This is a genomic window from Mycolicibacterium cosmeticum (assembly GCF_000613185.1).
Lineage (GTDB): Bacteria > Actinomycetota > Actinomycetes > Mycobacteriales > Mycobacteriaceae > Mycobacterium > Mycobacterium cosmeticum.
This window is the reverse complement of the sequence record NZ_CCBB010000001.1, coordinates 2,273,044-2,287,467: the sequence shown is the minus strand read 5'-3', so window position 1 is coordinate 2,287,467 and position 14,424 is coordinate 2,273,044. Positions and strand designations below refer to the sequence as shown.

Genomic DNA, 14,424 nt, shown 5'->3' with positions numbered 1-14,424 from the left:
GTCAGGCCTTTCCTGCCAGGTGGAGTGCGGCGAGGTAGCCGAACGTCATGGCGGGTCCGATGGTCCCACCCGGGCCGGGATAGGTGTGGCCCATCACCGGCGAGCTGACGTTACCCGCGGCGTAGAGCCCCTCGATGATCGAGCCGTCGTCGCGCAGCGCCCGGCCGTGCACGTCGGTGCGGATACCGCCCTTGGTGCCCAGGTCACCCGGCACCATCTTGGCCGCGTAGAACGGCGCGTGCTTGATCTCGCCGAGGTTGGGGTTCGGCTTGTTGGTGGGATCGCCGTAGTAGCGGTCGTAGGCACTCTCGCCGCGGTGGAAGTCCTCGTCCACCCCGGTGCGGGCGAAACCGTTGAACCGCTCGATGGTGGCGCCGAGGGCCTCGGCGGGCACGCCGGTCTTCTCGGCCAGTTCGGCCAGTGTGTCGGCCTTGACGACGACGCCGGACTCCAGCCACTTCTTCGGGATACGCTGTCCCGGTTGCAATCCCGCGAAGATGTAGCGGTCCCGGTATTGCTGGTCGAAGACCAGCCAGGCCGGCACGTTCTCGCCGGGGCCGGAGCCCTGGCCGAACTCGCCGCCGTACATGTGGTGGCAGGCCTCGACATAGGGCATCGACTCGTTCATGAATCGCTTGCCGCTGAGGTTGACGATGATCGACCCGGGCGAATTGCGTTCCGACAGCGCGAACCACGGCGCATCGACCAGCGGGACCGTCGGGCCCCACCACGAGTCCTCCATGATTTCCAATGCGGCGCCGAGCTTTTCGGCGGCCAGGATGCCGTCCCCGGTATTGGCCTTGGCCCCGACGGTCCATTCCGTGGTGATGGGCTGCCGCTGATACTTGGTGCGCATCTCCTGGTTGTGCTCGAAGCCGCCGCACCCGAGGATGACCCCTTTGCGGGCGCGGATCAGTTGCGGCTCGGCCGATTCCGGGTCACCTGCGGCACGCACATAGATGCCGCGGACCACGCCGTCCTCGACATGCAGATCCGTCAGCGCGGTGTTGAGCAGCACCGGTACCCCGGCTTCGCGCAGGCCGATGCGCAGCGGGGCGATCAGCGCGCGACCCATACCGACCAAATTCTTGCCGGTGGCGTTGGCCCAGACCGACCGTACGCCGACCTTGATGCTGCGCAGCACGCCGCGCGGGTGTCGCTTGAGTTGGTTGAGCCGTACGTAGTCCTGCTGCAGCACCACCATGTTCATCGGGACCTTGCCGTAGGGCGGTTCCAGGCCCGCCTCGTCGGGCCCGAGTTTCTTGGCGTCGAACGGCTTCGGTTCCACCGAACGGCCGGTGGCCTTGCCGCCCGGCGTCTCCGGGTAGTAATCGGAGTAACCCGGCACCCAGCACAGCTTCAGCGGCGAGTTCTTCAACACGAACGACAGCATCTCCGGACCCCGGTCCAGGTAAGTGTCGATCTTCTCGGCGGGGACGACATCGCCGATGATGGCGTGCAGGTATTTGCGGGCCGCATCGGCGGTGTCTTTGACACCGTCACGCTGGAGAATCTCGTTGTTCGGGATCCAAACTCCGCCACCTGACCGCGCAGTGGAACCACCATAGTGCGGAGCCTTTTCAACGACTACTGTCGAGAGGCCCTGGTGAGCGGCGGTAAGGGCGGCGACCATGCCGGCGGCACCGCTTCCCACCACGACCACGTCGAAGGCACCGTACTCCTGTCCAGTCATGTAGAACACGTTATAGAATTGCAGAGCCTTTCGACAACAGGCCCGCAACTGCGCCGGTCGAGGGCTTGATGAGCTTATGAGGGGAATTCACCAGATGCTGAGTGTCGAGGTTCGCGACGAGCTCGCGGCTGATCTCGCCCAGGCCGAGCGCAGCAGGGTCCCGACCACGCCGTTGACCGACCGCTACCCCGATATCGACGTGGTGGATGCCTACGAGATCCAGCTGATCAACATCCGGCAGCGCGTTGCCGAGGGAGCCCGGGTGATCGGGCACAAGGTGGGCCTGTCCTCGGAGGCCATGCAGAAGATGATGGGCGTCGACGAGCCCGACTACGGGCACCTGCTCGCCGACATGGAGGTTTTCGAGAACAAGCCGGTGAAGACGGCGAACTACCTGTACCCGCGGGTGGAGGTGGAGGTGGGCTTCGTGCTGGCCGACGACCTGCCCGGCGCGGGCTGCACCGAGGACGACGTGCTGGCCGCGACCGCCGCCTTCGCGCCGTCGATCGAACTGATCGACACCCGCATCACCGACTGGAAGATCAAGCTGTGTGACACCATCGCCGACAACGCCTCCTCGGCCGGTTGGGTGCTCGGTCCGGAACGCGTGTCGCCCAAGGATATTGACATCAAGAACATCAACGCCGTGCTCAAGCGCAACGGCGAGGTGGTGGCGGAGGGCCGCAGCGACGCGGTACTGGGCAATCCCGTCACCTCGGTGGCCTGGCTGGCCCGCAAGGTGGACAGCTTCGGCGTGCGGCTGAAGGCCGGTGACATCGTGCTGCCGGGTGCGTGCATGCGTGCGATAGATGCACGTCCAGGTGACGATTTCGTAGCAGATTTCGACGGACTAGGTTCGGTCCGACTGAGTTTCGAATAGGGGACGTTTGCAATGGCCGATAAGGCGTCAGTGGCGATTGTCGGGTCGGGCAATATCAGCACCGACCTGCTGTACAAGTTGTTGCGGTCGCAGTGGCTGGAGCCGCGCTGGATGATCGGGATCGACCCGGAGTCCGAGGGGTTGGCCCGGGCCCGCAAGCTGGGCCTGGAGACCAGCCACGAGGGTGTGGATTGGCTTCTGGCGCAAAGTGAATTGCCGGATCTGGTGTTCGAGGCGACCAGTGCGTATGTGCATCGTGCCGCGGCGCCGCGGTATGAGGCCGCCGGTATCCGGGCGATCGATCTGACCCCGGCGGCCGTGGGGCCCGGGGTGATCCCGCCGGCGAACCTGCGCGCGCACCTGGACGCGCCGAACGTCAACATGGTCACCTGCGGCGGGCAGGCGACCATCCCGATGGTCTACGCGGTAAGTCGCGCAGTGGCCGATGAAGGGGGCGTGCCCTATGCCGAGATCGTGGCGTCGGTGTCCTCGGCGTCGGCCGGTCCGGGCACCCGGGCCAATATCGACGAATTCACCAAGACCACCAGTGCCGGGGTGCAGAACATCGGTGGGGCGGCCAAGGGTAAGGCGATCATCATCTTGAACCCGGCCGAGCCGCCGATGATCATGCGCGACACCATCTTCTGCGCCATCCCCGAAGATGCCGACCACGCGGCGATCACCGCGTCGATCAAGGAGGTGGTGGCCCAGGTGCAGACCTATGTGCCCGGCTACCGCCTGCTCAACGAGCCGCAGTTCGACGAGCCGTCGGTGGTCAACGGCGGCAACCACGTCGTCACCGTGTTCGTGGAGGTGGAGGGTGCCGGTGACTACCTTCCGCCGTACGCTGGAAATCTGGACATCATGACCGCCGCGGCCACCAAGGTCGGCGAGGAAATCGCCAAAGAACGCGTCGCGGCTACCGCTGGAGGTCAGGCATGAGCACCGCCGATATCTTCTTCAACCCGATCTGGGACGTCCGGATGACCGACACGTCGCTGCGCGACGGGTCGCACCACAAACGGCACCAGTTCACCAAGGACGAGGTCGGCTCGATCGTCGCCGCGTTGGATGCGGCCGGGGTGCCGGTCATCGAGGTCACCCACGGCGACGGCCTGGGCGGCTCGTCGTTCAATTACGGGTTCTCGAAAACCCCTGAGCAGGAACTGATCAAGCTCGCGGCCGAGACCGCCAAGAACGCCAAGATCGCGTTTCTGATGCTGCCCGGGGTGGGCACCAAGGAAGACATCAAGGAAGCCCAGAACAACGGCGGCGAGATCTGCCGGATCGCAACCCACTGCACCGAGGCCGACGTCTCGATCCAGCATTTCGGGCTGGCCCGCGAACTCGGTCTGGAAACCGTCGGGTTCTTGATGATGAGCCACACCATCTCCCCGGAGAAGCTGGCCGCCCAGGCCCGCATCATGGCCGATGCCGGCTGCCAGTGCGTCTACGTCGTGGATTCGGCAGGCGCGCTGGTGCTCGACGGGGTCGCCGACCGGGTGGCCGCGCTGGTCGCCGAACTCGGCGACGACGCCCAGGTGGGCTTCCATGGCCACGAGAACCTGGGGTTGGGGGTGGCCAACTCCATCGAGGCCGTCCGCGCGGGCGCCAAGCAGATCGACGGGTCGTGCCGCCGGTTCGGTGCGGGCGCGGGCAACGCGCCCGTCGAGGCACTGATCGGGGTGTTCGACAAGATCGGCGTCAAGACCGGGATCGACTTCTTCGACATCGCCGACGCCGCCGAAGAGGTGGTGGCCCCCGCGATGCCGGCCGAATGCCTGCTCGACCGCAACGCCCTGATCATGGGCTACTCCGGGGTGTACTCCAGCTTCCTCAAGCACGCCATCCGCCAGTCCGAACGCTACGGCGTGCCCGCACACCAGCTCCTGCACCGCGCCGGGCAGCGCAAGCTGATCGGCGGCCAGGAAGACCAGCTCATCGACATCGCCCTGGAAATCAAGCGCGAACAAGAAGCCGCCGCCAACGCCTGACCCCCTTCCCGCCCAATTGATCAAACGGGCGCAAAAGTGCGGGAGCAAGCCGACAAAACGTCGATTTGGGTAACTACCAGCCGGCACGGGCAAGATAGGGCGCATGGCCACCCCTGCGACCACACGCCGCCGGGCGGGTTCGCTCGAACTGCTGCTGGTCGGTCTCATCGCGCTGGCCTTGTCGGCGAGCGTCGTCAGTGACCTGCTGACGACGAACCCCCGCGTCGCGGCGGCGGCGACCATCTTCTGCGGTGTGTTCGTCCAAGCGCTGCCGTTCCTGGTGCTCGGTGTCATCGTCAGCGGACTGGTCGCGGCGTTCGTCACCGCCGAGCGGTTGCAGCGCTGGCTACCGCGCCGGCCGGTGCTGGCGGTGGCCGCCGCCGGCGTGGGCGGGGCGGCGTTGCCCGGTTGCGAATGTGGTTCGGTCCCGGTGGCGCGCCGGCTGTTCAGCGGTGGCACCGGTGGGGCGGCGCTGACCTTCATGCTCTCCGCGCCGGCGATCAACCCGGTGGTGCTGGTGGCCACCGCGGTCGCCTTCCCCGGTCAGCCGCAGATGGTGGTGGCCCGCTGCGTCGCATCGCTTCTCACCGCCGTCGTCATGGGTCTGCTGTGGCAGCGCTGGGGCCGCACGGACTGGGTCACCCGCACCCTGCCGACCCCGCATGACGACGCGGCACCGCGCTGGGCGGTCTTCACCGGCGCGGCCCGGCACGACTTCCTGCAATCCGCCGGCTACCTGGTGCTCGGTGCGGCCGCCGTGGCGCTGCTGCGGGCGTTCGTGCCGTCCTGGGTGTTCGGCCACGTCGCGGGCAATCTGCTGGTGGGCATCGCCATGATGGCGGTGCTTGCCGTGGTGCTGGCGTTGTGCTCGGAGGCGGACGCCTTCGTCGCCGCCGGGTTCACCATGTTGCCGTTGCTGCCCCGGCTGGTCTTCCTGGTCGTCGGCCCGGCCATCGACGTGAAGCTGTTCGCCATGCAGGTCGGCATGTTCGGGCGCGCGTTCGCGGTCCGGTTCGCGCCGGTGACGTTCGTGGTGGCGACGGCCAGCGCCGTCGTCGTCGGACTGCTGGTGCTGGGTACGACATGAGCCGGGTCACCCAGAACACGCTGGTGCTGCTGATCGGGTTGAGCGCCGGCCTGCTGGTACGCAACGGCACCTACCTCAACTTCGTGAAGCCGGGCTTGCTGCCGTGGTTGATCGCCGCCGCGGTGCTCCTCGTGGCGCTCGCGCTGGCCGGCTTCGTCGCCGACGCCCGGTACGGCGCGGGCGAACACCATCACCATCGCAGTATGGCCTGGTTGCTGCTGATCCCGGTGGCGCTCACCGCTTTTGTGGCGGTGCCCGCGGTGGGCGTGGTCGGTGCCGCCCCGGAAACCCTGGCGGCCGCGCAGCCGCAGAAGCGGGCGTTCCCGCCGTTGCCCGCCGACGGCACGGTCTCCCTGCCCGAACTCCTGATGCGGGCGGCCGCGGACTCGACGAACAGCCTGGACAATCGAACGGTCACCACCACGGGTTTCATCATGGGTGCCGACCTGGCCCGGGTGGTCATCATCTGCTGCGCGGCCGACGCGCAGTTGGCCCGAGTTCACTTGTCCGGCAACGTCTCCGAGCAGCCCGAGGACACCTGGCTGCGCGTCGAGGGCCGCGTGGTGCCCGGTACGTCGAATCCGGCCACCAATTTCGTCCCGACGCTGGAGGTCGTCCGCGCCACCCCGATTCCCAAACCGGCCAACACCTACGCGTACTGAGCGGCTGGTCAGCTGGGCGTGTATCCCGGTTTGGCCAGCAGCTCACGCAGACCGGCGTCGATGAAATCGGTGTCGACGGCATTGCTGCCGCCGCCGGCGAAGTGTCCCCAGATGCCGGGGATCACCCGCACTTCGCCCTGCGGGATGAACTGACTGGCCCACTGCTCGTCCTCCGGCGGGAAGTACAGGTCCTTCTCCGCGGGCATGGCGAGCAGCGGACACCGGATCGATGCCAGCGCCTTCTTCTGGTCGCCACCGAAACCCGGTGTGTTCCCGACGTTCCCGCTGTGCCAGGTGCCGATCATCGCGATCAGGTTGTTGGGGTCGCGTCCGTCGCGGAAGAAACCCTCCCAGAACCCGTACAGGAAGTCGTCCAACGACGTGTAGCCGAGCTGGCGCCAGGTCTCCTCCCAGTAGAACGCCTGGGAGTAACCCCAGCCCGAATAGACGCGGGCAAAAGCCCGTAGTCCCTTGATCGGCGGCTTGTCGGGGTCATAGTCGCCACCGGCGAAGGCGGCGTCGGCCGACAGGGCGGTGACCAACGATTCCAGGAACACCTTGTTGTGCGGGGCTGTCGCGCTGGAGCCGCAGAACGGAGCGGCCCGCTGCACCATCTCGGGGTGGCTCACGGCCCACTGATACGTCTGCCCGGCACCCATCGACCAGCCGGTGACGAGGGCGATCGACGAGATGCCGAATTTCTCGGTGACCAGCCGATGCTGCGCTTCGACCTGGTCGTAGAACGTGACGGCCGGAAAGCGGGGGCCGTCATAGGGTGCGGGGGTATTCGACGGTGAGGATGACAGACCGTTGCCCAGCATGTTCGGGATGATGATGAACCGTTCGCCGGGATCGAGGGCGCGCCCGGGCCCGATGAGCCATTCGTTGTTCGTGTGCCAGCCGGAGTACCAGGTGGGGTAGACGACCACGTTGGACTTGTCGGCGTTGAGGGTGCCGTAGGTCTTGTAGGCGAGCGTGGCACCCCGAAGTGTGTGGCCGCTCTGCAGGGTGAAGTCGCCGAGGTCGAAGTACTCGGCATCGGTGGGTGCGGGCATGGGCGGTCCTTTCGGCGACGGCGGTGCGGTCCGTCGCGCGGCGTTTATTGCCATTTGGAAGTAAATGCAAACCTACACGCAGGGCGCGCGGCGTCAAGCGGAAACGTTCGGCTCGCGGGAGCGCCGTGTCGAGCCCGGTGGGCCGCCCGGCATCATGGGGGCATGGCAACACGCGGCGAGGCGCAGGCGATCCTGGAACAACTCGCCGGCCCGGGCGCCGTGCTGCGCGACGATCAGTGGACGGCCATCGAGGCGCTGGTGGTGCACCGGCGGCGTGCCCTGGTGGTGCAGCGCACCGGCTGGGGCAAGTCGGCGGTGTACTTCATCGCCGCCAAACTGCTGCGGGCCGCCGGGCGTGGCCCGACGGTGATCGTGTCGCCGCTGTTGGCGTTGATGCGCAATCAGGTGGCCGCCGCGCAGCGAGCCGGGGTGGCCGCCGCGACCATCAATTCCAGCAATGTCACCGAATGGGACGGCGTGCACCAGCGGGTGGCCGCGGGGGAGCTCGACGTGTTGCTGGTCAGCCCGGAACGGTTGAACAATCCGGACTTTCGCGACGCCGTGCTGCCCGCGCTGGCCGCCGACGCCGGTCTGGTGGTGGTCGACGAGGCGCACTGTATCTCGGACTGGGGCCACGACTTCCGTCCCGACTATCGCCGGATCCGCACGCTCATCGGCGAATTGGGCACCGACATACCGGTTCTGGCCACCACCGCGACGGCCAACGACCGGGTGGTGGAGGACGTGGCGGCGCAGTTGGGCGTGGGCGTCGGCGTCGGCGGTGCCGACACCGTGGTGCTGCGCGGCGGGCTGGACCGCGAGTCGCTGCGGTTGTCGGTGGTGCAGGCCGGCGGCCCGGCGCAACGCGCGGCATGGATTGCCGCGCAGCTTGATTCGCTACCCGGGTCGGGCATCATCTACACGCTCACGGTGTCCCAGGCCCACGACATCGCGACCCTGCTACGCGAGCGCGGTTATCACGTCGGTGCCTACACCGGGTCGACCGAAGCCGCCGAGCGTGAGCAACTCGAGGCCGATCTGCTGGCCAACCGGGTCAAGGCGCTGATCGCCACGTCGGCGCTGGGCATGGGATTCGACAAACCGGATCTCGGGTTCGTCGTGCATCTGGGCGCACCCTCCTCGCCGATCGCCTACTACCAGCAGGTGGGTCGCGCCGGGCGCGCCACCGCCAGTGCCGAGGTGATCCTGCTGCCCGGGCGTGAGGACGCCGACGTGTGGCGGTATTTCGCCTCGGTGGCCTTTCCGTCGGAAGCCATGGTGCGCAAGGTGATCGATGCGCTGGAACCGGACCGTGCACTGTCCACGGCCGCGCTGGAGCCGCTGGTCGACCTCAACCGGTCCCGCCTGGAGATGGTGCTCAAGGTGCTCGACGTCGACGGCGCGGTCCGCCGGGTCAAGGGCGGCTGGATCAGCACCGGACAACCATGGGTGTACGACGAGCCGCGTTACCGCAAGCTGGAGGAAGCCCGGCAGCGGGAGCAACAGGCCATGCTGGACTACCAGTCGACCACCGAGTGCCGCATGGCGTTCCTGCGCCGTCAACTCGACGATCCCGAGCTGACCGCCGAGCACCGATGCGGGCGGTGCGACAACTGCACCGGCCCGCAATATGCGTCGACGGTGGACGCCGCGGCCGCGGAGTCGGCCCGTGCCCAGTTGATGCGTCCCGGGGTGGAACTCGCCCCGCGCAAGCAGTGGCCCACCGGGTTGGCGGCGATCGGTGTCGAGCTGTCCGGGCGCATCCCGGACGGACCCGAGCCCGGCCGGGTGATCGGCCGGCTCACCGACCTCGGCTGGGGCGCCCGGTTGCGGCGGCTGCTCGACGAGCCGGACGGCGATGTTCCCGACGACGTGGTGCAGGCGGCCATCGAGGTGCTCAAGGCGTGGGACTGGACGGCCCGGCCCACCGCGGTGCTGGCCATGGATTCGGCCACCCGTCCGCTGCTGATCCGTTCGGTGGCGGCGCGGCTGGCGCAGATCGGCCGGCTGACCGACCTCGGCGTCCTGGGCTACCGGGCCGGGCACCGGCCGGTCACCGCGGCCAATTCGGCGTACCGGGTGGCGGGGCTGCGGGACGCCTGGGAGCCACCCACCCCGATCGATGTCGGACCGGTGCTGCTGGTCGACGATTTCGCCGACACCGGGTGGACGCTGACCATGGCGGCCCGGGTGGTGCGCCGGGCCGGCGCCTCAGCCGTGCTGCCGTTCGCGTTGGCCGCGGTGCGCTGAGAACCCCAGCTGACCGGCGACCGCCTCGACGCCGGTGAGTCGAATATCGCTGCGCCGGATGGTGTTCCAGGCGTCCCGGGTCATGGTGAACGAGAGCATCAGGTCTTGGCGGTCACGGCGCAGCTCGACCGCATCACCGGTGCGCACGTAGGGCAGCGAACGGGTGACCGCCAGCGATGCCGCGTTGTCATGCCACGCGCGGGTGACGGCCTGCTGCGCGCCCAGACCCGCGAAGATGAGGTGCAGCGCGGCCTGACGCATCTCCTTGCCGAGGCCGCGGCCCTGGTGGGCGCGGCCCAGCCAGGATCCCGTCGTCACCGAGCGGTGCTGGGGGAAGTCCTCGGCATGCACCGTGCACACCCCGACGGGCCGGCCGTCGGCCATCACCGCCAGGGGGATATCCCAATGCTCGGGCGTGACCTCGGCTCGGCACCGCCAGAAGTACTGCACGGTATTGCGTTCCAGCCGCGGTGACTCGACGTCGGTCCAGGGCTCGGTGAACGGCATGGTGGCCGGGTCGTGGATGCCGCGGGCCGCCAGCATCGCCAACTCGGTGGCCAGCTCGTCGGTGATGTAGCGCAGGGCCAGGTTCGGGGTGCTCACCTCCAGCTCCGCCAGAGGCCAGATCGGATCCGCCATGGCTGCCATCGCAGCACAGGAAGCGGTTCAGGGGAAACGATTTTCGGTTGCGGGCTGGCGCCACACGGTGTGCTCAGTCCGGTGCGGTACCGCCCAGTTGGGCCGTCAGCGTGCCGGCGGTGGCCATCACGGCACGCGCCCGCTGGGTGATCTCGCGGTCGGTCAGCGCGTGGCCGACCTGGAGCGAGACGACCATCACCTGGCGCCGGTGGTGGTCGAACACCGGGGCGGCGATGACGCTGATGTCGTGGCGGGTGTGCGGATCCGCTTCGCTGCTGTCTGCTCTTCGCGCAAGCGGCTCATCACTCGGCAGATACACACGCTCCCCGATATCGGACACCAATTCACCCAGCAGCGCCCGTAATTCGTCGGGGAGTGTGCTCGACATCCCGGCCATCAGGGCGTAGAGCCGCCGGCCGCCGGGGGTGAGGCGCTCCACCAGGTAACCGGTTCTGCGGCATTCGGCGATCACCCGTTCCAGGCGCTCACTGTCGGTGCGCAGGGGGATGGTCGGCTCCTTGGCCAGCCATTCCCGTACCGCGCGCTCGTCCCACAGCACGAACATCAGCCCGACCGGCGGGGCGAACGGGTAGCTCTGGCCGACCCGCACCGCCGGCGGGGTGCCGGTCGGTGCGACGAGTTCGAGCAGGGTGATCCGGTCGTCGACCACACCCGACAGCGCCGCGGTGCCGGCGAACGCTTCGCTCAGTCGCCCGAGCTCGGTGCGTGCGGCGGGGCTGACCCGCATCGATTCCTGTGCGGTGTGGCCCAGCGCGATCAACGCGGGGCCCAATCGATAGGTCTTCTCGGTCGCCTCGCGCACGAGATAGCCGGCGTCGGCGAGGGTCGTCACGATGCCGAGGCAGGTGGGCTTGCTCAGCCCGACCCGGCGGGCCAGCTCGGACAACCCGAAGCGGTCGTGGGGATGGCGGGCCAGGAACTCCAGGATCGCCACCACCCGAGCTGTCGGCGGTGACGCGCGGCCGGCCGGTTCCGGCAATGTCATGACGACCCCTTCGTTGACTGAGACTAGAACGCGTTCTAGTCTCAGGTCGGAAACTCTACCACTGCGGTCCAATATTGGAACGCAGGGAACGGATGGAGATGTACGCACAACCATTCCTGGACGCCATCGCCGAGGCCGAGCGCCTGGTGTGCGAGGCGCATTTCATCGAGTCCGAAGCCGACCTCATGGAAGGTCTCCAGTACCTCGCGGGCGGCATCTCGGCCTGCACCCACATCGCGTTCGACTACGACCGGGACCACCCGTTCCTGCATACGGGCACCGGTCCGTTCAACAAGATGGGCCTGGACAACCCGGACACCATGTACTTCGGCACCCGAGTGCACGCCGGTCACGAGTATGTGGTGACGGGGCGCCGCGGGACCACCACCGATGTCAGCTTCCAGCTGCTCGGCGGTGAATACACCGACAAGGTGGTGCCCGACAGCGAGACCGCGTTCGACGATCGCAAGCTCGACATCGCCGAGGACGGCACCTTCGAATGGCGGTTCACCCCGGCGACGCCGTCACAATTGGTGATCCGCGAGGTCTACAACGACTGGTCGGCCCAGCGTGGCTCCTTCGCCATCGCGCGGACCGACACCGCGGGCACGGCGCCACCGCCGCTCACCCGTGAGCTGATCGAGAAGCGTTTCGCGGTGGCGGGCGCGCAACTGGTGCAGCGCGTCAAGACTTGGCTGCAGTTCCCCAAATGGTTCTACGACAACCTGCGGGTCAACACACTGACCGCGCCGCGGCTGACACCCGGCGGCTTGGCCACCCAGTACTCATCGGTCGGGCACTACGACATCACGCCCGACCAGGCCGTGCTCATCACGCTGCCCGTCACCGACGCGCCGTATCTGGGCTTCCAGCTGGGCAGCCTGTGGTACATCTCGCTGGATTACATCAACCACCAGACCTCGCTGAACGGCACTCAGGCCCAAGCGGATCCGGACGGCAAGATCCGCATCGTGGTCTCCGATTCGAATCCCGGGGTGACGAACTGGTGTGAGACGTTGGGGCACCGCAAGGGCTATCTGCAGTTCCGGTGGCAGCGGGTGTCGCGCGAACTGACCGAGGCCGACGGACCGACCGCCGAGATCGTGGACCTGGCCGAGCTGCCGGCAAAGCTGCCGTACCACGAATCGAACAAGATATCCGAGGATGACTGGCGGGCCCGGATCGCGCTGCGGCAGAAGCAAATCGGCGAAAGAATGGTGGGTTAGATGTCCGGACTGTTGCAAGACAAGGTCGTCGTCATCAGTGGTGTCGGGCCGGCGCTGGGCACCACGCTGGCCCGGCGTTGCGCCGAGGCCGGCGCCGATGTGGTGCTGGCCGCGCGCACCGTGGAGCGCCTGGATGATGTCGCCAAGCAGGTGACCGCGCTGGGCCGGCGGGCGGTGGCGATCGGCACGGACATCACCGACGACGAGCAGGTCGCCAATCTGGTGTCGGAATCGGTTGCCGCATACGGCAAGATCGACGTGCTGATCAACAACGCGTTCCGGGTGCCGTCGATGAAACCGTTCGCCAAGACCAGCTATGAGCACATCCGTGAGACCGTCGAGCTCACCGTGCTGGGGGCGCTGCGGCTGATCCAGGGCTTCACCCCCGCGCTGACGGAGGCCAAGGGATCGGTGGTGAACGTCAACTCGATGGTGGTCCGGCACTCCGATCCCAAGCAGGGTGCCTACAAGCTGGCCAAGTCCGCGCTGCTGGCCATGTCCCAGTCGCTGGCCAGCGAGCTCGGTGAGGCCGGTATTCGGGTGAACTCCGTTCTGCCCGGCTATATCTGGGGCGGCACGCTGCAGAGCTACTTCGAGCATCAGGCCGGCAAATACGGCACAACGGTGGACGAGATCTACAAGGCGGCTGCGGCCAACAGCGACCTCAAGCGGTTGCCGACCGAGGACGAGGTGGCCTCGGCCATCCTGTTCATGGCCAGCGACCTGTCCAGCGGCATCACCGGCCAGACCCTGGACGTCAACTGCGGAGAGTACAAGTACTGATCATGAGCCCCAGAACCAATGTAGGCACCGTCGAAGACCTGCACGCGTCGGCCGTCAAGGCCTGCGGCCTGGACGATTTCGGATCCGACGACGACAACTACAAGGAGGCGCTGGCGGTCCTGCTGGAGGCTTATCAGCGCGACGCCGACCTGACCGAGTTGGGCAGCAAGATGCAGCGCTTCTTCGTCAGGAATGCGTTGGTCGCCCGCCTGGTTTCCGAGGCGGCGTTCAAGCAGTACCCCCAGCATGCCGACGTCCCGATCGAGCGACCGATCTTCGTCACCGGGCTGCCGCGCACCGGCACGACGGTGATCCATCGGCTGCTCACCGCCGACCCCGCGCACCAGGGCCTGGAACTGTGGCTGGCCGAGTTCCCGCAGCCCCGGCCGCCGCGGGAAACCTGGTCGCAGAACCCGGTTTTCGCGCAGCTGGACGCCCAGTTCACCAAGGCGCACGAGGAGAACCCGGACTACACCGGTCTGCACTACATGACCGCCGACGAGGTGGAGGAATGCTGGCAGCTGTTGCGGCAGTCGCTGCACTCGGTGTCGTACGAGACCCTGGCGCACATCCCCACCTATTCGCGGTGGCTGGCCCAGCAGGACTGGACCAAGTCGTATCAGCGGCATCGCCGCAACCTGCAACTGATCGGCCTCAACGAACCGGAAAAGCGTTGGGTCCTCAAGAATCCCAGTCACCTGTTCGCGCTCGATGCGTTGTTCGCGACGTATCCCGACGCGCTGGTGGTGCAGTGTCACCGGCCGGCCGAGACGATCATGGCGTCCATGTGCTCGCTGGCCCAGCACACCACCGAGGGCTGGTCGAACACGTTCCGGGGCGAGGTGATCGGGGCCGACTCGATGGAAACCTGGTCACGCGGACTGGAACTCTTCGAGGCCGAGCGGGCCAAGCATGATCCGGCGCAGTTCTGCGACGTCGACTATTTCGAGTTCGTCAAGGATCCGATCGGTGCGGTGGAGGGCATCTACCGGACCTTCGGGATCGAGTTCACCGACGCGGCGCGCCAGGCCATGCAGGACAGCCACGCCAAGAGCCAGCAGGGGCCGCGCGCGCCCAAGCACACCTATTCGCTGGCCGACTACGGGTTGACCGCCGAGCAGGTCAAGGAGCGGTTCAAGGGGTTGTGAC

Annotated in this window: 13 protein-coding genes; 9 read left to right on the top strand and 4 right to left on the bottom strand. The window is 67.4% G+C overall.

Annotation, left to right across the window (positions count from 1 at the left end; genetic code table 11):
• Window position 1 precedes the first annotated feature (1 nt).
• Window positions 2–1,693, bottom strand: a complete 1,692-nt coding sequence (gene kstD, locus BN977_RS11020; RefSeq protein WP_024451503.1) for a 3-oxosteroid 1-dehydrogenase — start codon at window positions 1,691–1,693, stop codon at window positions 2–4.
• 94 nt (window positions 1,694–1,787) lie between these two features.
• Here kstD and BN977_RS11015 point away from each other — a divergent pair, with 94 nt between their 5' ends.
• The 5 genes from BN977_RS11015 to BN977_RS10995 all read left to right on the top strand — a co-directional run bounded on the left by BN977_RS11015 (window position 1,788) and on the right by BN977_RS10995 (window position 6,316).
• The gene (locus tag BN977_RS11015; RefSeq protein WP_024451502.1) at window positions 1,788–2,573 is read left to right on the top strand and encodes a 2-keto-4-pentenoate hydratase; all 786 of its coding nucleotides are present in this window, start codon (window positions 1,788–1,790) and stop codon (window positions 2,571–2,573) included.
• 12 nt (window positions 2,574–2,585) lie between these two features.
• A complete protein-coding gene (locus tag BN977_RS11010; RefSeq protein WP_024451501.1) occupies window positions 2,586–3,515 on the top strand; it encodes an acetaldehyde dehydrogenase (acetylating) in 930 nt (309 codons plus the stop codon).
• Window positions 3,512–4,567: a 4-hydroxy-2-oxovalerate aldolase gene (gene dmpG, locus BN977_RS11005; protein ID WP_024451500.1), complete on the top strand. Its 1,056-nt coding sequence runs from the start codon at window positions 3,512–3,514 to the stop codon at window positions 4,565–4,567. The genes BN977_RS11010 and dmpG overlap by 4 nt, the downstream gene beginning before the upstream one ends.
• A 103-nt stretch (window positions 4,568–4,670) precedes the next feature.
• Window positions 4,671–5,654 carry a permease gene (locus BN977_RS11000; RefSeq protein ID WP_024451499.1) on the top strand — a complete coding sequence of 328 codons (984 nt, stop codon included), beginning with the start codon at window positions 4,671–4,673 and terminating at the stop codon, window positions 5,652–5,654.
• The gene (locus tag BN977_RS10995; protein ID WP_024451498.1) at window positions 5,651–6,316 is read left to right on the top strand and encodes a TIGR03943 family putative permease subunit; all 666 of its coding nucleotides are present in this window, start codon (window positions 5,651–5,653) and stop codon (window positions 6,314–6,316) included. Before BN977_RS11000 ends, BN977_RS10995 begins: the two co-directional genes overlap by 4 nt.
• A gap of 8 nt (window positions 6,317–6,324) precedes the next feature.
• On the opposite strand, the gene BN977_RS10990 is transcribed toward BN977_RS10995, so the two are convergent.
• Window positions 6,325–7,371, bottom strand: coding sequence for an alpha/beta fold hydrolase (locus BN977_RS10990; protein ID WP_024451497.1), 1,047 nt, complete (start codon window positions 7,369–7,371; stop codon window positions 6,325–6,327).
• A gap of 162 nt (window positions 7,372–7,533) precedes the next feature.
• Here BN977_RS10990 and BN977_RS10985 point away from each other — a divergent pair, with 162 nt between their 5' ends.
• Complete coding sequence (locus BN977_RS10985; RefSeq protein WP_024451496.1) at window positions 7,534–9,621, top strand: RecQ family ATP-dependent DNA helicase; 2,088 nt, start codon at window positions 7,534–7,536, stop codon at window positions 9,619–9,621.
• Here the strand turns inward: BN977_RS10985 and BN977_RS10980 are convergent.
• Entirely contained in the window at window positions 9,583–10,224 is a 642-nt protein-coding gene (locus BN977_RS10980; RefSeq protein WP_227456198.1) for a GNAT family N-acetyltransferase, read from the bottom strand. The genes BN977_RS10985 and BN977_RS10980 overlap by 39 nt on opposite strands.
• 109 nt (window positions 10,225–10,333) lie before the next feature.
• Window positions 10,334–11,266 carry an IclR family transcriptional regulator gene (locus BN977_RS10975; RefSeq protein ID WP_036397583.1) on the bottom strand — a complete coding sequence of 311 codons (933 nt, stop codon included), beginning with the start codon at window positions 11,264–11,266 and terminating at the stop codon, window positions 10,334–10,336.
• A gap of 98 nt (window positions 11,267–11,364) precedes the next feature.
• On the opposite strand from BN977_RS10975, the gene BN977_RS10970 reads away from it, so the two are divergent.
• The 3 genes from BN977_RS10970 to BN977_RS10960 are packed head-to-tail and all read left to right on the top strand — an operon-like array spanning window position 11,365 to window position 14,423.
• Window positions 11,365–12,492 (top strand): hypothetical protein, encoded by a 1,128-nt coding sequence (locus BN977_RS10970; RefSeq protein WP_036398902.1) that lies wholly within the window; start codon window positions 11,365–11,367, stop codon window positions 12,490–12,492.
• Complete coding sequence (locus tag BN977_RS10965) at window positions 12,493–13,275, top strand: SDR family oxidoreductase (RefSeq protein ID WP_024451492.1); 783 nt, start codon at window positions 12,493–12,495, stop codon at window positions 13,273–13,275.
• A 2-nt stretch (window positions 13,276–13,277) separates the two neighbouring features.
• Window positions 13,278–14,423: a sulfotransferase family protein gene (locus BN977_RS10960; protein ID WP_024451491.1), complete on the top strand. Its 1,146-nt coding sequence runs from the start codon at window positions 13,278–13,280 to the stop codon at window positions 14,421–14,423.
• The last annotated feature ends 1 nt before the right edge of the window (window position 14,424 follow it).

Excerpts from the sequence above, each read along its gene's own strand:
- kstD (WP_024451503.1), bottom strand. The coding sequence starts at position 1,693 with ATGACTGGACAGGAGTACGGTGCCTTCGACGTGGTCGTGGTGGGAAGC.
- BN977_RS11015 (WP_024451502.1), top strand. The coding sequence starts at position 1,788 with ATGCTGAGTGTCGAGGTTCGCGACGAGCTCGCGGCTGATCTCGCCCAG.
- BN977_RS11010 (WP_024451501.1), top strand. The coding sequence starts at position 2,586 with ATGGCCGATAAGGCGTCAGTGGCGATTGTCGGGTCGGGCAATATCAGC.
- dmpG (WP_024451500.1), top strand. The coding sequence starts at position 3,512 with ATGAGCACCGCCGATATCTTCTTCAACCCGATCTGGGACGTCCGGATG.
- BN977_RS11000 (WP_024451499.1), top strand. The coding sequence starts at position 4,671 with ATGGCCACCCCTGCGACCACACGCCGCCGGGCGGGTTCGCTCGAACTG.
- BN977_RS10995 (WP_024451498.1), top strand. The coding sequence starts at position 5,651 with ATGAGCCGGGTCACCCAGAACACGCTGGTGCTGCTGATCGGGTTGAGC.
- BN977_RS10990 (WP_024451497.1), bottom strand. The coding sequence starts at position 7,371 with ATGCCCGCACCCACCGATGCCGAGTACTTCGACCTCGGCGACTTCACC.
- BN977_RS10985 (WP_024451496.1), top strand. The coding sequence starts at position 7,534 with ATGGCAACACGCGGCGAGGCGCAGGCGATCCTGGAACAACTCGCCGGC.
- BN977_RS10975 (WP_036397583.1), bottom strand. The coding sequence starts at position 11,266 with ATGACATTGCCGGAACCGGCCGGCCGCGCGTCACCGCCGACAGCTCGG.
- BN977_RS10970 (WP_036398902.1), top strand. The coding sequence starts at position 11,365 with ATGTACGCACAACCATTCCTGGACGCCATCGCCGAGGCCGAGCGCCTG.
- BN977_RS10965 (WP_024451492.1), top strand. The coding sequence starts at position 12,493 with ATGTCCGGACTGTTGCAAGACAAGGTCGTCGTCATCAGTGGTGTCGGG.
- BN977_RS10960 (WP_024451491.1), top strand. The coding sequence starts at position 13,278 with ATGAGCCCCAGAACCAATGTAGGCACCGTCGAAGACCTGCACGCGTCG.